Source organism: Leptolyngbya sp. FACHB-671, assembly GCF_014695745.1.
Taxonomy (GTDB): Bacteria; Cyanobacteriota; Cyanobacteriia; order Elainellales; family Elainellaceae; genus JAAUTN01.
In genome coordinates this window covers 1-16,502 of record NZ_JACJOV010000034.1, presented here as the reverse complement: position 1 = coordinate 16,502, position 16,502 = coordinate 1, and the positions used below count along the sequence as shown (strand labels likewise).

The following is a 16,502-nucleotide window of genomic DNA, read 5'->3' as shown; positions in this document are numbered from 1 at the left end:
GTAATTACAAAGCTTTTACCAAATTCAACAGGAGAAAAAACGGCATGAATTTAGCGTTGTCTAAGTCCACAAAAGGGACATTGAGCGAACGTTCAGAGAACACAGGACTCATTCGCTCTTTGGTCTGCTTCGACGGCGGCAACAGAACACTGCAATGGCTTGATCCTTGCGGTCGGGTCCGCAGCATTCCAGCATTCATCAAGCACTTTGACCCCAGCTGGCAGGACATGCAGCCGGACGATCAAAGCGTCGTGATTGAGTTTGAGGGGGAGCATTTCGTTTTGGGTGCTGTTGCGCGTGACAACGCTGGAATTCCAGTGGTCCAGGATGATAAGTGCCAACTGGCAAGGAAGCTTGTCCTGGCTGCCTTAGAGCCAAATCTAGGGCAGAACACAGTGCGGGTAGAGAGACTAGCGATCGCCCTTCCGACCAGCCGTTCTGAGCTAGCAGTTAAGCAAGTCAAGGCGATCGAAGGTATCCACGAATTTAGCCGCAACGGTGAGTCTGTGATTGCCACTGTTCACAAGGTTGAGCCGATTGATGAAACCCTTGCTGCTTATCGGTGGGCATCGCTCCATCGGCTCTACAGCAGCAGGCAAAACATCAATGGTGTTCTGGATTTAGGCGGTGGAACTGGTATCGGCAGGCTTTACAGCGTCTCTGGATCACTAATGCGAGATGCAGACCTGATTTTGCCGGGAACTAAAGAACTGGCAATCAAAATTAGCGTTCGCCTGAATGCTCAAATCGGTGCATCCGCCCCGCTTGCCGCAATTATGGACGGCGTTGAGCGCGGTGATTATGAACTGGGAACCTCTGGCATTAACTTCCGAGGTGCTTTTGAGAATGCTCGTGCTGAGTGGCTGGATGAGATTCGAGGTGAGGTCAAGACTCGTTGGGGGCGCTGGCTTAGCTCTGGTGAACTGGGCGAAGTTCTGATCATTGGCGGTTCAGCCCCACTTGCAGAACCATTACAGGCAGCGACAAAGGGACGCTTTAAGATTGCTCCTGATCCGCAGTTCATCAGCATTCTGGGCATGGCAAGACTGTGAGGGCGAACTAATGGCAAACTCCCGCATCGTCCTCGACCCAGACATTAGAGCAGTCGTTGACCAAATTCAATCCAAGACCAAGACTGCAAGCCCCTCGCAGGCGATCGCCCTGATGGTTTCTCGGTATGGCAGGCACCTGATCGAAACCTGGGAGCTTGACCCAAATCGATACCCTGATCCGTCTCCATCCAGCTACTACCCAGCGGCAATGACGCAAGCGATCGCTCTTGTCCCTTCTGCTGAATCTGTATCTCCCGATTTCCGGTTCACAGAACCCATCGAGCTATGAACCAGCAACTCAAACTCATTGCCGCTCTATTCCTCCAAAACCTCAACAGCCAAGCCCCAATTGAGCTGTTTGTCGCTGCGCTGCTGGCGCTTTTGATCGGTGCCGCACTGCCTTGGGTGTTCAAGCTGCTGGCACTCACCATCTTCCCGGCAATGGTCATCGGGTCGATTGTTCTACTGATGTTGGGGCTAACCAAACTGTTTCGAGGACTGATCAACGATTAACCAGCCGCCTCTCCACCACAGATCAACGGCTGGCAACTCCCACAAACACCAAATTCATAGGAGATTCTTTCATCATGGCTCACAAAGCAGAATTACTCGGATATCAAGGCGCTACAGGCGATTTTTTCGACACGCTTCAGGAGCTTTACGGTGTAAGGCTGGAAGCTATCAACGTAGATGAAAAGTTGCTCCTGTTAACCAGCATCTTTGCCTATCACCTCAACAGTACCGGTGAGACGATGGAGGATGTCTGGCAGCCAGATAGTAACAGCCCTCGCTCGATGGAGATATTCGGCATTTTGAAGGGGCTTGAGGAATTCGAGCCGTTTCGTCAGTTCGCCTTTGCCGAGGCGCTGCTGAACCAGGTTAAAACGTCCTACCGGCTGCACGAGCAATTCCTAAAGCAGCTCACAAAAGCAGGAGTCGAGGAAGCGTTAGCGTCTCAGGTTGCTGCAATCCTGGCATCTGGCGGCGATCGCACTGAAGCAGAGTGCGAACTGGTGAGTGAAGTCTGGGAGCAAGTTTCCCAGGTTGATGAGCGGCTCGCTAAGCGGATTGAACAGGCAATGGGACAGGAGTAAAGGCATGACTCACCAGTTCTACGCCCGAATTAGTGCAGGGTGCCTCGCTACAATCCTGCTCCTGATTGGGATTACCTACGTCAAAACATCCCCAGTCGGTGACTTAATCAACGATCGCCTTGAAGCGGCAAGAGAGCGGCAAGATGGCTAAATTCACAACGAATAAACCCAGTAGTTCTACCCCTTCTAGCCCTGCTAACACGAGGGGGAAGAGTGAGTTTGATCAGCCAGAGTCAAAAGGATGGGAAGGGTTAGACGCTGCTCTAGATGCCATGCACGATGTGCTGACTCTTCTGCCTCACATTTACCTGTGGGTAACCGGGCGAGGGGCAGCAATTCTGTACGGGATTGCCACGATCTACTTTGTGTTTGTGTCGGCTGAAGGCTACTGGCAGGTGCTAGACCCCGGTGCCCCGAGCTTTGTTCTAAAACCCTATGGGGGTGATGATGCTAGTCCCTTAGACATCGTTGTTGCTGCCGTTTCCATTAGCTTTTGGTTCTCATTCCTGTTCAGTGCTGTGATCAATGCCATTCAAGCGCGAGTATTCAGAGGCATTGCTATCAATATTGCGAAGCAGCGGCTGAGAGAGATTGAAGGGGAGGTTCTACCGGACAAGCCAAAGAAGGCGATCGATATTGTCGGTGTCCGGTGGAAGCAATACAAGCGAGCTGGGATGCTAGAGATTCGCAAGCAAGGCTTTGTGATCCTCTCTACCTATGCCGTTGACATCATCATGAGCTATCAAAACCATCCCTTCGGTTACTGGTTTGGAGTCACCATCTCCCGCCTGGTCTGGTTCATTCTGTCGGTGGTGGCGGCTGAGCTGGCAGGCTCTATGTTCTGGGACGCGGTGGATGACTTTAACCGCACTCGCAAAACCAAGACTGCTGATTAATCAACTATTGAACGGAGCGGGGAAACCCGCTCTTACTTAATGCTTTTAGAGACTAACGCCGATGAATTTTGAGGACTACTTACTTCAGGGGAAGATCTTAGACGCGCTGCGCTATCGCGTTGGAGTCTTGCAGCGCACCGCAGACAAGGAACGGAGCAATTGTGATGGGGCAAGACTCGTCAGCTTAGGGGCGATCGCCATTTCCTTGCCGTTTGTAGCTCCACTGCCCGGTGTGGGAGTGATGGCTGGCATTGCTGGGTTTAGCTACTTGGGTACGGTTTGGCGGGACTTTCAAACCTCTGGCAAACTGTGCCTGCTGCCAGGGAGTCGGATCGGTGCAGGGGACATTCTGAGCATCTTTGGACTGGCAGGGGAGGAGGTATCACCCAGAGAGCAGCAGCTAATGAAGGTGATGGATTTTTTGCCCTATGAGCAGCGGGTTGAGTATGCCGTCCTGGTCGATGATGAACCGGCGATCGCTGACCTCTTGAAGCGACTGCCAGCGCAAGATCGGCTTGCAGGCTATGCCTACATGGTGCGTCGGATGGCTTTAGGGGACGTTAAAGCGCTGGACTTGGTTGAGGTGAAGGCAGCGATCGCGGCTGAACCAGCAGAGCCAACCGATTCAGTTCCACCTACCCAGCTTCAGCCATCAGGCGCGGTGCTGCCAGCCGTCGGAGCAGACAAAGAAGGCGATCTCGAAGAGATACCCGCAAGGGGTCGTCCTGCTGTGAACCTTGCCCTCAATCCAGAAATTAATGTTCACAACCATTTGGGGCGTTATGGCAGTGCTGCTCCAAAAACTGCATCCCCCGCGCAGGCTTACCGGCAGACAGAGGCACCCGACCTGACTATCTACCCAGATGTAAGGGAACGGATGAAGGCACTGCTAAAGGCAATGGCGCAGAGTGGTTGTCCGCTTGGAACATTGCTCAATCAACCATTTTGCTGGTTCTGGGGCAATAGTCAAAGCGGGAAGACCACCCTTGCAACTATGCTGGCGATCGCTCGGATGGGCATGGGGCATGAAATCGGGTACTTCTCAACGGATAGCGATGTTGCCCCGCTGCACTGGGCACGGATGGAAGATTCCCCAGAAGGTTACTCCTTTGCGCTCGATGACGTAGCACGACGCATCAGCAAAGCGCCAAAGGGTTCACTGAAGGGTGAGGGCTGGGTGTTTGATGAAATGTTCGCTGCCTATGGCACCTACGAACTAGAACTAAACCCCCTGCTCAATGCTGCCTTGATGAAGCTAGCTAAGACCTGCGGGACGTTGATTGGCATCAGTCAAGTAGACACCAGCGGCGCACATGGATTGAAGAACATTGACGCAGCCTGGCGATCTGAGCGTGTCAGCATCCAGGCACTTCATGAGGAGGACGAGCTGGGCGATCGGAGTCCAACCGGTCGCTACATCGTGACTCGCGGGGACGAATCATTCGAGTGGAGCATCCCTGAATGGATGCTCACTGAGCTAAACCAATGGGGACATCCTGATCCGGTCGTATGGCTGCTTAATCGTTTTCCCGAACTTTGCAAAGGTCAATCTGATACTCAACCAACGCATCATTTAGAGGCAGTTGTAGCGCCATTGGGCAAGCCAGAGGATAGCGTAGATGGGTTTATTTTCAATGCATCAGGAAGCGACTTAGAGGCGCTGGAAAAACTGTTTAACGATGTGATTAGTGAGCCTGAGGCAATCGCTCAAACTGCAACTAAAACTAAGTCTAATGACTTGCCAGGTGAGGCGATCGCCATTCACAAATATGCACTGAAACAGGCTGATGAATGGGTAAAGGTTAGAGCAATTCAGCAAGCTACTCTACCAGCCCTTAAAGGGCAAGGTGTGCAGCAGATTAGGGAATTTATTCTAATACTTGAAAAGCATCACAAGGGTGATGCAGACGACGATAACCCAACAGCCTACAAACCCTTCAGATAGCCCCAAAACAGCCACTCAACACTCAGCACCTAACACCCAACACTTTACCCAACAAATCCCTAAAACCTTTACGTATCAACACCCAACAGCTACCCAACACCTTACCAAACACTGTTGGGTAGCCACCCAATGCCCAACGGCACCCAACAGCTTACCCAACGCTTTACCCAACAACCTGAAATGAAAAATCCCTTGCATTTGTAGCAAGGGATTTTTGCTAAGAGAAAGGTAATGAATTACAGGAATTAGCGGATTTACCTATTTCCTTTAGAAACAGCATCAATAAATTGATCTAAAGTTAACGCTGCTCCTCCTAACTCAGTTACCACTTTAAGAAGATCCTTGTCACAGGTAACTAGCACATGAGTATTAATTATTGCTGTTTCAGCAATAAGAACATCTTCGACGTTATTCTTCTTTCCTTTATTAAGCTCATCAAGATGGTTTTTGATTTCGTAAAACTTTTCAGGATTACTTGCTTTTGCCCTGCCAGGAATAGATATGCCAGGGACAAAAGATTCTGTGTGAACTTCAATACTAGACATTGCATTGAATATGCTGGTTAACTGAGAAAGTCTTTCCGGGTTTTTCGTTCTTTGAATTTCACCAAATTGAACATGGGTAACCAAGCAGGTGTTGTCAGATGGCAGGAAAGATAGGTTAATGTCTCCGTCCAAAATTTCATTGAATATGTTTGTGTCAAACATATAGTTCGCCATGTTTGCAAACACCTCACTCTTCGTTCATTAGTTCATAGTACAAAAATACTTCTTGCTCTGCTTTTTGACGAGCATTCTTCATCAAAAAGGCAGTTCATCACAATGCAGGCAGTAAAGCTGGGTGCTGATCTGCACCTGGTAGAAGTACCATCCATTCTCATCAGTCCCCAAACTTAGGGTGACGTGTTCCCCTGCTAGCTGATAACTGTTCTGGAGCGATCGCCACTTCTTGAACTGAATCCAGGCAGTTTCAAAGCATTTGTTGGTGAAAGTCATGGTTCTCCAAACAATCAGCACACAGCTATACATTGCCCGTGGGACAGGTTGATTTTGCAACCCCATGTAACTGTCCTAGAATCAATAGCTCATACGGAAGCAGTTCAAAGAAGTTAGATATTCCCAATAGATGACAACAAATTTTCATTGTCTGGTCAATTCTCACTCAACCTGGGCACATTGAATAATAGGAGCGCTGTCTAGCTGCTCCGGTAGCTCTGACCCACAGAGATGTCCCGAAAGGGAAAGCTATTTCCGGCTTCCTCATCTCTTTCGGGTCAATGCTAGCTTCCTTAACAACTCATTTAGTAGCTCTACACCAAAGCCTACATTGCAAAAGCAGTGTGGGCTTTTTGGCTTTCTGCCCATCGTCTGCCCAAAACCAGCAACCGTCGGTGTGGGCACTAGAGAAGTAGACGGCTTTAATCCGGAATCCCGGACTCAACCACGGTCAAAACATGCCCACTTTCTGCCACTATTTCTGCGAGATAAACATGAACATCAGTCTGGATGACTGCTCCATTAGAGAACCGCCCTTAATTACTGGGGGAACTCTCTCTCGGAAACGACAGAACCTGCCGCAGCCGCCAAGCCAGACAGGTTTTGTCTTTCACCGTCCGTTCAGTTCACTCAATCAAGATAATGAACATGCAAAATCAGGCTAACACACCGGAAAACGCAAAACTTCAAAGCACGACTGCACCAGTTGTAGTCGCAACTGAACCTCAGCCAGTGCCGTACAGCATTCCCAGTCTTCCCCAGCCTTCTGGTGGAGATATCACAACTGCTGTACTGGCTCTTGCCGCCTTAGCGCTGGTGCTTAGGTCGAAGCAGTAGCGAACCTGCCAGTTCCACAAGTGGGTTTAAGATCCGGCTTGTGGAACTGGTGGATTTTTGAAACCCGATCCAGTAGGGTATAATTAGAAATCAGCAAAAACCGCTGCAACAAGCATGATTTATTCAGCTTCCTACTTTTATTTTTGGTTTATGGAGGTTCACCTGGGGTGAGTCCAGTTTTGCATGGAGCCTTTGGTGAACCGCAGACTACAATCTGCGGTTTTTTGCTTTTCAGGGTTTGTTTTGAGCCATTCATTTAGGAAGTAGAAATGCTGATCCATCTCAATAGCTGGTTTTACGGCTTTTACTTTTTCTGGACCAGGGAAATACCCGGGTGAGACGGCTGTGCAATCTTCTACCAACCCGGGACTCAAGCGGTTCCGGGTTTTTTAATGGTTTGGTTGCTCTTGTTTAACGCTCTTACGGTTCGGTTCTCACAGGTCGGTTGCTCATAATTCACACCTTGTCTACACAACTACGTTTTTCTTAAAGGAGTATCCAGTGCAAAACGCTAAACTCGCCGCTAAAGCTGCTCCCAGCCATAAAACCGTCATTCAACTATCCGAACACATTGCAGTCGGTGTCCAGGATTCGCTGATTGTAGGATCCCCTTGCTCTGTTGAAAGTCAGTCCCAAATGGAGGAAGTCGCTAGCCGTTTAGTCACCGCTCGTGTCCAGTCCCTTAGAGGCGGCGTATACAAGCCTCGGACTTCAGTTCGTGTTGGACACTGCACAGGAACTAGACTTCTGCACCTTGGCAAAAATTCTTTCTGAAACGGTGAATAAACCCCTTCCTAAGTTCATAGAGGTAGGGTTTGATAGTCAGATACCAAGCACATCTAGTGCTTTAGTACTAGATGTGCGGACATCTATCGACTACTCTAGATGCTCAACCTCATTAGGTTGAAAGTCCGAAGTTCGGTTACGGGGACAAAAAGGGCATCAGTATTTGCATTTGCAGTACTAACGCCCTCGACAAACTATTTTGTTAGGTGACAAGTATGCCATATTTCCAAATGGAAAGACCGAAAAGTAACAGACAAAACTCAGACCAAGGTCTAGGTTTCTGGTTCAAACTGTCTCCAAAGACAGTCAATACAGTGGTTTGGTGGTTCCTGCTCGCATCATTTGGATTGCCTCAAGGCGCTTCCCTGATGCAACCGAACAACCCACCACCGCAACTTCCTACCGTTACAGACCAAGCTCAGAGTGATCAACCACAGGCTGACAACCAGAATAAGTTCAAGTAGTCAGTTGGTTACAGCCCCTATCAGTATCAAGCTTGATGGGGGCTACTTCAACTTCCAATCCAAGCCAGCACAACCCTCACCTCAAATCACCCAAAATTGCTCTTCAATCAAGCCTTATTAGCGGGACCATATCTCAAAGCCAGAGCTAATTGCAATATCTGACCCAAAACCTGTTGTTCCAACAGCTAGGAATAAAATTGCTCTAATTAACCATCTCCGCTTTCTATCTCTAAATGAGTCCATTTGCTCTATAGCATTAATGAAGTTATCTGTAATATATCGTTTGCATTCCTCATCTTTTTTGTAGTAAAAATCCTCTCTCAATTCTCGTGGTGTCACTATTGCGCCAGTTTGTCCAGGCAGCAGTCCTACAACACTGCAAAGAACAGATGCAATTAGCAACAAACAGATTGAAATTTTAGCTATTACTAACCATTGGTTACCGGCTCCTAGATCACTGGTGAAGCGAATCAAAAGACCACTAAAACCAATCACTGTGGTCAACTTCGTATCTAGTGCATTTATACTATCATTAACTGTTTTGTAAGCTGATTCAGTGTATTGCTGAATCACATCAATGTTGTTTTGCTCTTGTTCTTCAATCGTGAGGTTATCCATGACAAGTGAACCCCAAAATCAACAACCCAATCAACCTGCACAGCAAGAGCCTAAAAAAGCAGCACCTCCTATACAGACTACTCCCAAGCCCATGAATACTGTCAAACACAGTGAACCTATTGGTAATAATGCCTATTTTGTCGTAGAGGCTCAGAATCAGGAATGACTTCTGAAATTCCCTTCTAAGCCACCTCAAACCCCGCATCAACTTGCTTCAGTTTCTCATCCACCAGCGCCTGATTTACGCCCAGGTAAGCCTTTAGCTGCGACAGCGACTTGTGACCACTCACTCACTTCAGTTCGTGGAGTCCCCACCCCTGCTCATGCAAGTGAATCAGTCTCGATCGCCTGAAGCTATGCAAGCTTACTCCCTCAAAGCCTAGCAGTTCAGCCGCTAACTTGACCATGCTTCTCGGCTGCCCTAGCGGTGATGTGCCCAGTCTTAGAGCCAGACGGAAACAGATAACCTGCTGGTGGCTTGACTCGCGCCAACACTTTTTGCAGCGGCTTTGACATGACCACCTTGCGCGTCTCATTGGTCTTTGTGTTGGGAACTGGGAAAACGACATACCCATTCCTCAAATGCTCAACTCGCAGGTTCACCACCTCACCAATCCTGCCAGCGGTTAAGTAACAGATTTTGGAGATCGCCCGATAGGGGGCATCCAGTTCACCAAACAAGGGGCGTAATCGGGATCTGTGTAATTTAGTGCCACGAAACACCAAAAGACTGATTGCTTCTGATGTTTAGAGATCAAAACTGTACCTCGTACTTCTGAAATCCTTGATAGTACAGGTTTGGACTAGTTGAGGACTAAGTACTACTCAGGAATTGGTAGTACATCGCCTACTTCTGAGGATTTTAGGAGGCTGAAACCCTGATTCTTTTGTTGAGTAGTTGCGCCCCGCAGCAGCAAGTCAAATCTGTATAGCTTAATAGAGCCATCTTCTATACTCCTTACAGGATAAGCATTTCCATCTTTCGTGGTACTAAATTACACGCATCCTGATTACATCCCAATACCATCTTGAGCGATTTGATTTGAATACTTCTGCAATTGATTTGGAGGTACTAGAGAAGCTGTTCAGCGAAGTAATTGTTGAACCTGAACCAATCAATCAAACTGAGCCTGGAACCGATGGAAAAAATCCTTATTGCATGGTTTGAGAAACATCCTGAGCAGTTCTACACGAAGCGGCAAATTGTTCAACTAAAAGTCAAGCTCTCGCATCCTGAACCATTAGAGGAACAGTTAATCAAGCTCGTAAAAGATGGCTGGCTAGAGGTTGAGGAAACAGCGCAGACAACAAAATTCAAATGGCTTCCCGACTAATTTAACTAGCAAGGACTGAGGAGGTGTAGACAGGTGTAGATGGTGTAGACGATCCCCTGACAAATGTCAAAAAGGGGCGTAAACAGCCCCTTTTCTACGTCTACATCTTTTTCGTCTACACCGTCTACATACTGTCTACACTTTGGTTGAAACCCTTATGCATCAACCTTTCTACACCGTCCACACCTTTCGTCTACACCCTGTCTACGGTGTAGAAGGTGTAGACAGCCTCTTTCTACACCTATCTACACCTTGAAAAGGCAAACCCCCTGCTTTTGTAGCAGGGGGTTTCTGTTAAGTAGAGAGGTTTTAGTGCGCTCGTAAATTCTTAAAAAATTAATTAGAAGACATCAGTTTTTGTTCATCGAGAACATGTCTTGCACCTGTGTTACCTGTGTTATTTTGGGTGCAAGGTATCTTTACCTACTTACAGTGCTCCACTTGCGAACCATTGTCCTTGAGTCTTCTTACTCTTGTAACCATGAAAGATACCTTCTTCAAATTAGCTTGCCGAATCAAGTCTTCAAATGTCATAGACAAAAGCGCTGATTTTCACGACTTAGAAACCATTGAACGCCAAGTCATAGCGCTGAATGCAGAACGAGGTCAGACTCATGAATACTTCGTTGAAGGGGTAGAACTGAGTGCTTTACGGACCTGGGAAGTAACTGCATTAGCAGAAAGAGGAAGGATTAGCATAGAGCAGCTAGAACGGTATTCAAAGACAGATGCTTACCGCCAGCACACTACCAGCCTTGAAGAATCGATCCGGAGAGTACAAGTCAAAGCATGCTAAGCCGTAATAGGGCTAAGAAACACAGCGCAGAAACTGAAGGCGTTGATCAAAAAGTGGCGCTGTGACAGTCGCCAAGCAAAGAATCAATCATCCTTTTGCCGTGATTGATCGCTTCCTCAGCATTTCTCCACTCAAACCTAGAGATTGCAGGGGGATAATTTCCTAAGTTGTAGCTCAGCGTCCATGTTCCCAACCTGGGGTTGGGGCTAGCCTTCAAGACATATCCGCGATAGGAGCACTGATATGCAAGCCCTGACCCTACCTCTGCTTCCATTTTCATCAATCACGCGATTCCTCTTGTAAGTCTTGCCCATGCCCAGTCGAGTGAGTGAGCAACAGATAGGCTTTGTGCTAACTAGCTTAAGTACGAAAATGTACAAAGACTTCCCCCTATGGGCAGTAACCACTATTTGCAGCTCAATCAGCGATTACTGCCTGATCACGTCCTCCAGGTTCAGCCCGATAAAGGGCTGAACCTGCAAAAGCAATTGCCATCAAATGCCATCAAATTTCGATAAAGCTCCGGCAACACTGCCGGAGCTTTTATTTTTGCTCTACTTGGGTTGCGCTGCTACTGAAACCTTCCAGTTCTCACCTCTATGCAGCACATCCGGGTCACGTTCTACCACCGAACGCAACCCAGCAAAGTGACCCCTAACTGCGCCGCCGACTTTTGTTGCCTGGCTGCTGAGAAGCCCAGTACTCAATGGCTCTTTGGTGCGCTCTAGCATCATGGCGATTGATGCGCCAATCCTTGAGAAGCTGCTGGTTGTAAAGAACTTTGCCGCCCACCTTTATCCAGTGAATTCCTTCAATCCATTCTTTGCGATAGGTATCCAGAGTTTTTGGATGCACATCAAGCAGGGGAGCAGCTTGATACTTATTGACAAAATCAGCTTCCAGTTGCGGCAGCTTTTCGAGAAGAGGTTCTAGCCGCTCAAGGACATCAACCAGTCTGTTGATCGCAGCAGCAAGGGCAGCTTGTTGGTCGTTCTCCAGCATCGTGTTGCTCCTTCAAATCGCGCTAAGGGCAACAGTAATCATAATTCTCAAAAAGCCCCCTTCTTACAGCTATGCCCCAGGTACAACTCTTGCCTACCGCGTGTTGTAATTGTCAGGAGACGTAAAAAGAAACATAAAAAAATGGAAACTTCTCAGGAGCGAGATAATTCGGCGGATTAACATGTAACCATCTACGTCAGGCATACTCACATTACTGACTAGAATGTCTGGTCGCCACTCCAAAACTGCCTGGAATGCGTAATCAGCAGAGCTAACTGCTGCTACCTCTGCACTGTAAGTCTCGAATAGGAAAGCGAGAAATTGAAGGCTGTCACCATCATCATCTACAACCAACACCTTCAAACTATCTAGACTGAGATCAACATTGGGGGACATGGATCAGGAACCTTGACGGAATTTGTAGGAAAATTTGATACTCCCACAAAAGGTTTTACTTTCCGTCACTGTCGCCCAACAAGCTTGAGAATCTCTTGAACTAACTCATCAGCGTCTAAAGGCTTGGACATAAAATGCTGAAAGCCTGCTTCTAATGCGTTTTCAGCGTTGGACTCCCTGGTGTAGGACGTTACCGCAATGGCTGGCAGTTCACCCCAAGTGCCCTCCAGCTGCCTGATCTGTTCAATCAGCCAACGTCCATCCTCCTGGGGAAGCCTGACATTGCTGACCAAGATGTCTGGTCGCCGCTGTCCTAATTCTCCCAGAGCTTCAAGGGCAGACCTAGCAAGGATAACCTCAGCTCCGTACTCCTCAAGAATGAACGTAAAAAGCTCAGCAATATCAGGCTCATCCTCAACGAGAAGCACTGTCAGCCCTGCCAAAGGCGCTAGAGAGGGAGAAGGCTTGTTTTCTGTGTTTTGCATAGCTGTAGTAGAGAACACAATTGCCTTCATCAAGGCTGATCAGGCGGCTTTTATGTTCTCCCATAAGGCAGGAATGTACTCCAAGGGGTGAAACACTGGAAAAGACTCTACCCAAAGATGTAAGCTCTTGTACGATACAGTACTTAGATTAAGTACGAAAGCCTATCTACTACTCACTCTGAGGACTGAGCAGCAGCCAAGACTAAAAAGCAATCGTATGACGGATGGAACTACAAATAGAGAGCCAGAACCCGAAAACCAAGTTTCCTATCGTGGGTATCTTTTGAAAGCTACTCAAAACCGAGAAACAAAGGTCTGGACGGTTAGCTACAACCTGGAGGGCAATCCCCCCTTCAACTCCAAAATCAAGTGGCAAAACCCCAAAGAAGCGCTTGATCACGGCAAAAAAATGATTGACTTTTTGCTGGGGAAGTGAAGTAAAAAGACTTACTAGCAGCGCAACGAGCGCAATCGAAATTAGTACTCGTTTCTAAGCTAGAGTGCCCAAGTGCAACGAAGTGCCATGCGATCGCTACCTTTCTCCCTCTTGGCTCCGTCTAGAGCCTCTGGATTAGGTAGGGATGCCAAGCCTGTGATGTTACCTTCAACTACCAATTTTCTTAATTTCAACCGCTTAATCAGTTGTTAACCTGAGAAGGTTGGCATTTAGTGTCTGACTGTTATGAACTTCCAGGAAGGGGACCAGGTTTATTACAAAGGCGAAGACCCAAAAGTTCTCCGGGATTACGGCAAGCGGCGGCTGACTATTGCTGCTGTTGACCCTGTTACAACTGCCGTAGCTTGTACCGCAGAGGATGGTCGTTTCGTGGTCGGAATTGACCCTGTTGATTTAGAGCCAGTACAATCAGCCTCTAAAGAACAGCCATAGCCCGATCACTCAAGCAAACAATCCTCCTGTTTCCCGATAGAGGATTGTTTGCTTGAGTCAAACGATAAGGGAGACCCTGTCAAGTGTGCCAAAGTTTTGAATAACGGCGATCGCCCCTACTCTTCAACCCAGATATCCGCGTGTGGAGTCCCCTCGTTGCCATACCAGAGGCCCTGGCTCTTGAAGTACTGGTGCCAGCATAAGGAATGCCCAGCATTAGAACAGCAGCGATCGCACAAGAAATTAAAACCCGCTTCCATGAGCTGTTCATAGTAAAAGCACCTTGACGCTATGGGTAGAGGGTCCAGATAGAGAGGGCAATCGCTACAGCAGAAATAATTAAGCTCTCATGACAGTTTATAGATCCTTCAAATTTTACCTAGTGATTACCCTTGCTCACTGGGAAAGATTTAAAGGAAGTTTTTGGTAGAACATTCAATGCAGCCACAATTAAGCTCAGGAACCGCATATCTTTTATGGTTGTTATGCTTCATAGGAATTTGCGGAGGTCAAAGATTTTATTCTGGGAAAGTGGGTAGTGGATTGCTGTATCTCTTTACTTGTGGGCTTTTTGGATTTGGACAACTAATAGACTTGGCTCTAATCCCAGGAATGGTTAGAGATCGCAACACGTACCTTAGCGGGAGATATGGTGGAGTTACACCAGCGGTTACAGTTAACATCGGTCAACTTCCCCAAGTTCAACAACCCCAACCTGCTGCTTCGCCTGCTAACAAAACGGCTCCAATGCAGAAATTACTTAGAGCAGCTCAAGAGAATGGTGGAATGCTATCAATTGCTCAAGCAGCAATGTTCACTGAATTAGAGCCAGAAGAGGTCAAAGCTCTGCTACACAATGCTGAGAAGCTTGGTTATGCAGAAGTTACTAACGATGATAAAACTGGTGCTGTTCGCTATCGCTTCGATGTGTAGGCAAGTCTACCGCTTCGCGATACAAAAGTTTTGAACTTACTTAATACGGCAGCACAGCGATCGCCCGCTGCTTATCACCCTCAGACGATGTTGTTGGCGAAAGTGTTATAAATATCTCTACAAGAATGTTACAAGCCTTGTGGGCAATGAAATAGCAGTCATTTCGGCAGGTAATGTGTCGTTACTAATTTTGCCTGACGATTTTTTGAATCAGCCAGCCACCATCGGGATCGGGTAATCTTGCACTAGCAGTCAAATCTATCTCGTTTCTGCCCGCAACCTTAAGCTTGCAGTCACTCATACTTCACCGCCGCGATCGGATAACCCAACAATACAAGCTAGGAAACGTAACTTATACTGAGCAAGATGTTGCTGATGGCTCAAACCCACAGCCTGGAAACTTTTCCTAGCCTCCTTTCATGCAGAAAATCCAGAACAATGTCTAACCAAGCGTCTGATCGGCTTCAGCAAAACGCTGAAAGAATTATGCAAATGTGGGAAGCTCGGGCGCGTGATGAAGTCAGTGCATCACTGCACCAGGACTCTCTTATTCTACAAAATTCGCTGCCTCAATTCCTAAACCAACTCGTGGCTGAACTGTCAGCTACCGGTGAAAGGACATCCGCCCAAATAGAAGCCCATAACGTAGAGAGCACTCGGATTGGCAAACTGCATGGACGTGAGCGAGCCGGGTATGCTGATTACTCGATGTCTCAACTCATCTTTGAGTACCAGATCCTGCGTCAGGTCCTCTTTCAGGTGTTAGAGGAAGAAGCACCTTTAGAGCGGAGGGAACGGGACATCATTATTAACTCGGTTGAGCAAGCTGTGAATGATGCCGCAACTCAATTCTCACAGACGCTCCAAGATATTCAAGAGCTATTTATGGTGACGCTGACTCACGACTTTAGAAACTCAATTAATATCGTGAAAATGGGAACTCAACTGACCCTGCGTCGGCTGGAACGAGGAGACAGCCACATGGATGTCGCAGTGAGGATGATTAGCGCGATCGACCGACTGGATTCGATGATTCAAAATCTGCTTGATGCAAGTCGGTTGCGGGCAGGGCAAAGCCTAAAGTTTGAATTTCAAGAATGCTGTTTACACACGCTAGTTCAGGAGGTTGTGGAGGATTTAAGATTCACCCATGGGGATCGGTTCGTTGTGGTCTCCAATTCTGATGTCAAGAGCTATTGCAGCCGCAAAGAAATCCGGCGAGTCATTGAGAACTTGGCAATCAACGCTGTGAAATATGGTGCTCCTAACACACCGATTACACTCACGCTTGAGCAAACGGAAACCCACGTCAACTTGACTATCCACAACCAGGGTAATCCGATTCCTCCTGATGCCCAGTCGATCCTGTTTCAACAATTTCGTCGAGCCGCCTCTGCCCAGGGGCAAAAGGGTTGGGGACTGGGATTATTTCTAGCAAAGAGCATTGTTGAAGCACATGGAGGGACGATCACGGTTGAAAGCACTGAAGACAAGGGCACAAGCTTCTTCATCAAGTTCCCCATCCTGCCACAGATTTGCGTTTAACAAAGTGCTAACTGGCCTTAGTTTTAGCCTGTCGTTTACAATACTCGCCTTTGTATAGCAGCCGAGAAAAAATGGTCGCTAAGGACAAATTGTCCCACTTACGATGACTGTCCTGGTTGCAGTAAGCAGGCAAAAACAACGCAAAATCAAGCTTTTACAGCATTGACTGTCCCAGAAACAGGCAAAACTGGGACAGTTCAAGCTATTGTGTGCCCAATTAAGACGGTTGTTGAAAGCTTTAACCAGCAAGCTTTTCAGCCTTAGCGACCATTTTTTCTCTATTGCTATACAAGGGCGAGGCTGCACCATTTTGCTAGTGACACACGACAATCTAATTCTGGATATTGCCGATCGCATTGTGTAGATGGAAGATAGCAAGTTAAAAACCAATACAGCAACGGCAGCGATCGCTAAATGAAAGTATTTTCCAACCCG

The 16,502-nt window shown here is 47.6% G+C and carries 24 protein-coding genes; 16 read left to right on the top strand and 8 right to left on the bottom strand.

All coding sequences use genetic code 11. From position 1 onward, the window contains the following. The first annotated feature begins 44 nt into the window (after positions 1-44). From H6F93_RS01360 to H6F93_RS01330, 7 genes are all read left to right on the top strand, one after another. On the top strand, positions 45-1,052 hold the full coding sequence (locus tag H6F93_RS01360; RefSeq protein ID WP_190678560.1) for a ParM/StbA family protein: 1,008 nt from the start codon (positions 45-47) through the stop codon (positions 1,050-1,052). Positions 1,053-1,062: 10 nt separating this feature from the next. After that, positions 1,063-1,341, top strand: a complete 279-nt coding sequence (locus H6F93_RS01355) for a hypothetical protein (protein WP_190678558.1) — start codon at positions 1,063-1,065, stop codon at positions 1,339-1,341. Next, positions 1,338-1,565 (top strand): hypothetical protein, encoded by a 228-nt coding sequence (locus tag H6F93_RS01350; RefSeq protein ID WP_190678556.1) that lies wholly within the window; start codon positions 1,338-1,340, stop codon positions 1,563-1,565. The genes H6F93_RS01355 and H6F93_RS01350 overlap by 4 nt, the downstream gene beginning before the upstream one ends. 74 nt (positions 1,566-1,639) lie before the next feature. Further along, positions 1,640-2,146, top strand: a complete 507-nt coding sequence (locus H6F93_RS01345; RefSeq protein WP_190678553.1) for a hypothetical protein — start codon at positions 1,640-1,642, stop codon at positions 2,144-2,146. Between the two features lie 4 nt (positions 2,147-2,150). Beyond that, complete coding sequence (locus H6F93_RS01340; protein ID WP_190678552.1) at positions 2,151-2,297, top strand: hypothetical protein; 147 nt, start codon at positions 2,151-2,153, stop codon at positions 2,295-2,297. Then, positions 2,290-3,042, top strand: a complete 753-nt coding sequence (locus H6F93_RS01335; RefSeq protein ID WP_190678550.1) for a hypothetical protein — start codon at positions 2,290-2,292, stop codon at positions 3,040-3,042. The genes H6F93_RS01340 and H6F93_RS01335 overlap by 8 nt, the downstream gene beginning before the upstream one ends. A 61-nt stretch (positions 3,043-3,103) precedes the next feature. After that, positions 3,104-4,987: a hypothetical protein gene (locus H6F93_RS01330; RefSeq protein WP_190678548.1), complete on the top strand. Its 1,884-nt coding sequence runs from the start codon at positions 3,104-3,106 to the stop codon at positions 4,985-4,987. 254 nt (positions 4,988-5,241) lie between these two features. Here the strand turns inward: H6F93_RS01330 and H6F93_RS01325 are convergent, their stop codons facing one another. Continuing rightward, positions 5,242-5,706 carry a type II toxin-antitoxin system VapC family toxin gene (locus H6F93_RS01325; RefSeq protein WP_190678546.1) on the bottom strand — a complete coding sequence of 155 codons (465 nt, stop codon included), beginning with the start codon at positions 5,704-5,706 and terminating at the stop codon, positions 5,242-5,244. Between the two features lie 81 nt (positions 5,707-5,787). Further along, positions 5,788-6,048 carry a hypothetical protein gene (locus H6F93_RS01320; RefSeq protein WP_190678544.1) on the bottom strand — a complete coding sequence of 87 codons (261 nt, stop codon included), beginning with the start codon at positions 6,046-6,048 and terminating at the stop codon, positions 5,788-5,790. Positions 6,049-6,624: 576 nt separating this feature from the next. Here H6F93_RS01320 and H6F93_RS01315 point away from each other — a divergent pair. Together H6F93_RS01315 and H6F93_RS01310 are read left to right on the top strand one after the other, a co-directional pair. Next, complete coding sequence (locus H6F93_RS01315) at positions 6,625-6,819, top strand: hypothetical protein (protein WP_190678542.1); 195 nt, start codon at positions 6,625-6,627, stop codon at positions 6,817-6,819. 501 nt (positions 6,820-7,320) lie between these two features. Next, positions 7,321-7,593 (top strand): hypothetical protein, encoded by a 273-nt coding sequence (locus H6F93_RS01310; protein WP_190678540.1) that lies wholly within the window; start codon positions 7,321-7,323, stop codon positions 7,591-7,593. A gap of 593 nt (positions 7,594-8,186) precedes the next feature. Here the strand turns inward: H6F93_RS01310 and H6F93_RS01305 are convergent. Further along, positions 8,187-8,687 carry a Pycsar system effector family protein gene (locus H6F93_RS01305; RefSeq protein ID WP_190678538.1) on the bottom strand — a complete coding sequence of 167 codons (501 nt, stop codon included), beginning with the start codon at positions 8,685-8,687 and terminating at the stop codon, positions 8,187-8,189. Between H6F93_RS01305 and H6F93_RS01300 the strand changes: the two genes are divergently transcribed. Beyond that, positions 8,686-8,853 carry a hypothetical protein gene (locus H6F93_RS01300; RefSeq protein WP_190678536.1) on the top strand — a complete coding sequence of 56 codons (168 nt, stop codon included), beginning with the start codon at positions 8,686-8,688 and terminating at the stop codon, positions 8,851-8,853. The two genes, H6F93_RS01305 and H6F93_RS01300, sit on opposite strands and share 2 nt — an antisense overlap. Positions 8,854-9,074: 221 nt before the next feature. Here the strand turns inward: H6F93_RS01300 and H6F93_RS01295 are convergent, their stop codons facing one another. Beyond that, positions 9,075-9,368 carry a tyrosine-type recombinase/integrase gene (locus H6F93_RS01295; protein WP_190678534.1) on the bottom strand — a complete coding sequence of 98 codons (294 nt, stop codon included), beginning with the start codon at positions 9,366-9,368 and terminating at the stop codon, positions 9,075-9,077. A 458-nt stretch (positions 9,369-9,826) separates the two neighbouring features. Between H6F93_RS01295 and H6F93_RS01290 the strand changes: the two genes are divergently transcribed. Beyond that, a complete protein-coding gene (locus H6F93_RS01290) occupies positions 9,827-10,021 on the top strand; it encodes a hypothetical protein (protein ID WP_190678524.1) in 195 nt (64 codons plus the stop codon). A 481-nt stretch (positions 10,022-10,502) separates the two neighbouring features. Then, positions 10,503-10,817, top strand: coding sequence for a hypothetical protein (locus H6F93_RS01285; RefSeq protein WP_190678522.1), 315 nt, complete (start codon positions 10,503-10,505; stop codon positions 10,815-10,817). Positions 10,818-11,471: 654 nt separating this feature from the next. On the opposite strand, the gene H6F93_RS01280 is transcribed toward H6F93_RS01285, so the two are convergent. From H6F93_RS01280 to H6F93_RS01270, 3 genes are all read right to left on the bottom strand, one after another. After that, positions 11,472-11,819 (bottom strand): hypothetical protein, encoded by a 348-nt coding sequence (locus tag H6F93_RS01280; RefSeq protein WP_190678519.1) that lies wholly within the window; start codon positions 11,817-11,819, stop codon positions 11,472-11,474. A gap of 93 nt (positions 11,820-11,912) precedes the next feature. After that, the gene (locus tag H6F93_RS01275; RefSeq protein ID WP_190678517.1) at positions 11,913-12,215 is read right to left on the bottom strand and encodes a response regulator; all 303 of its coding nucleotides are present in this window, start codon (positions 12,213-12,215) and stop codon (positions 11,913-11,915) included. 65 nt (positions 12,216-12,280) lie between these two features. Further along, a complete protein-coding gene (locus H6F93_RS01270; protein WP_190678515.1) occupies positions 12,281-12,700 on the bottom strand; it encodes a response regulator in 420 nt (139 codons plus the stop codon). Positions 12,701-12,917: 217 nt separating this feature from the next. Between H6F93_RS01270 and H6F93_RS01265 the strand changes: the two genes are divergently transcribed. Next, on the top strand, positions 12,918-13,136 hold the full coding sequence (locus H6F93_RS01265) for a hypothetical protein (RefSeq protein ID WP_190678513.1): 219 nt from the start codon (positions 12,918-12,920) through the stop codon (positions 13,134-13,136). A 246-nt stretch (positions 13,137-13,382) separates the two neighbouring features. Further along, positions 13,383-13,589, top strand: a complete 207-nt coding sequence (locus tag H6F93_RS01260) for a hypothetical protein (protein WP_190678511.1) — start codon at positions 13,383-13,385, stop codon at positions 13,587-13,589. 79 nt (positions 13,590-13,668) lie between these two features. On the opposite strand, the gene H6F93_RS01255 is transcribed toward H6F93_RS01260, so the two are convergent. Then, positions 13,669-13,860, bottom strand: coding sequence for a hypothetical protein (locus tag H6F93_RS01255; RefSeq protein WP_190678508.1), 192 nt, complete (start codon positions 13,858-13,860; stop codon positions 13,669-13,671). A gap of 167 nt (positions 13,861-14,027) precedes the next feature. On the opposite strand from H6F93_RS01255, the gene H6F93_RS01250 reads away from it, so the two are divergent. After that, a complete protein-coding gene (locus H6F93_RS01250) occupies positions 14,028-14,522 on the top strand; it encodes a TM2 domain-containing protein (RefSeq protein ID WP_190678506.1) in 495 nt (164 codons plus the stop codon). 438 nt (positions 14,523-14,960) lie between these two features. Continuing rightward, a complete protein-coding gene (locus tag H6F93_RS33230; RefSeq protein ID WP_199313415.1) occupies positions 14,961-16,067 on the top strand; it encodes a sensor histidine kinase in 1,107 nt (368 codons plus the stop codon). The last annotated feature ends 435 nt before the right edge of the window (positions 16,068-16,502 follow it).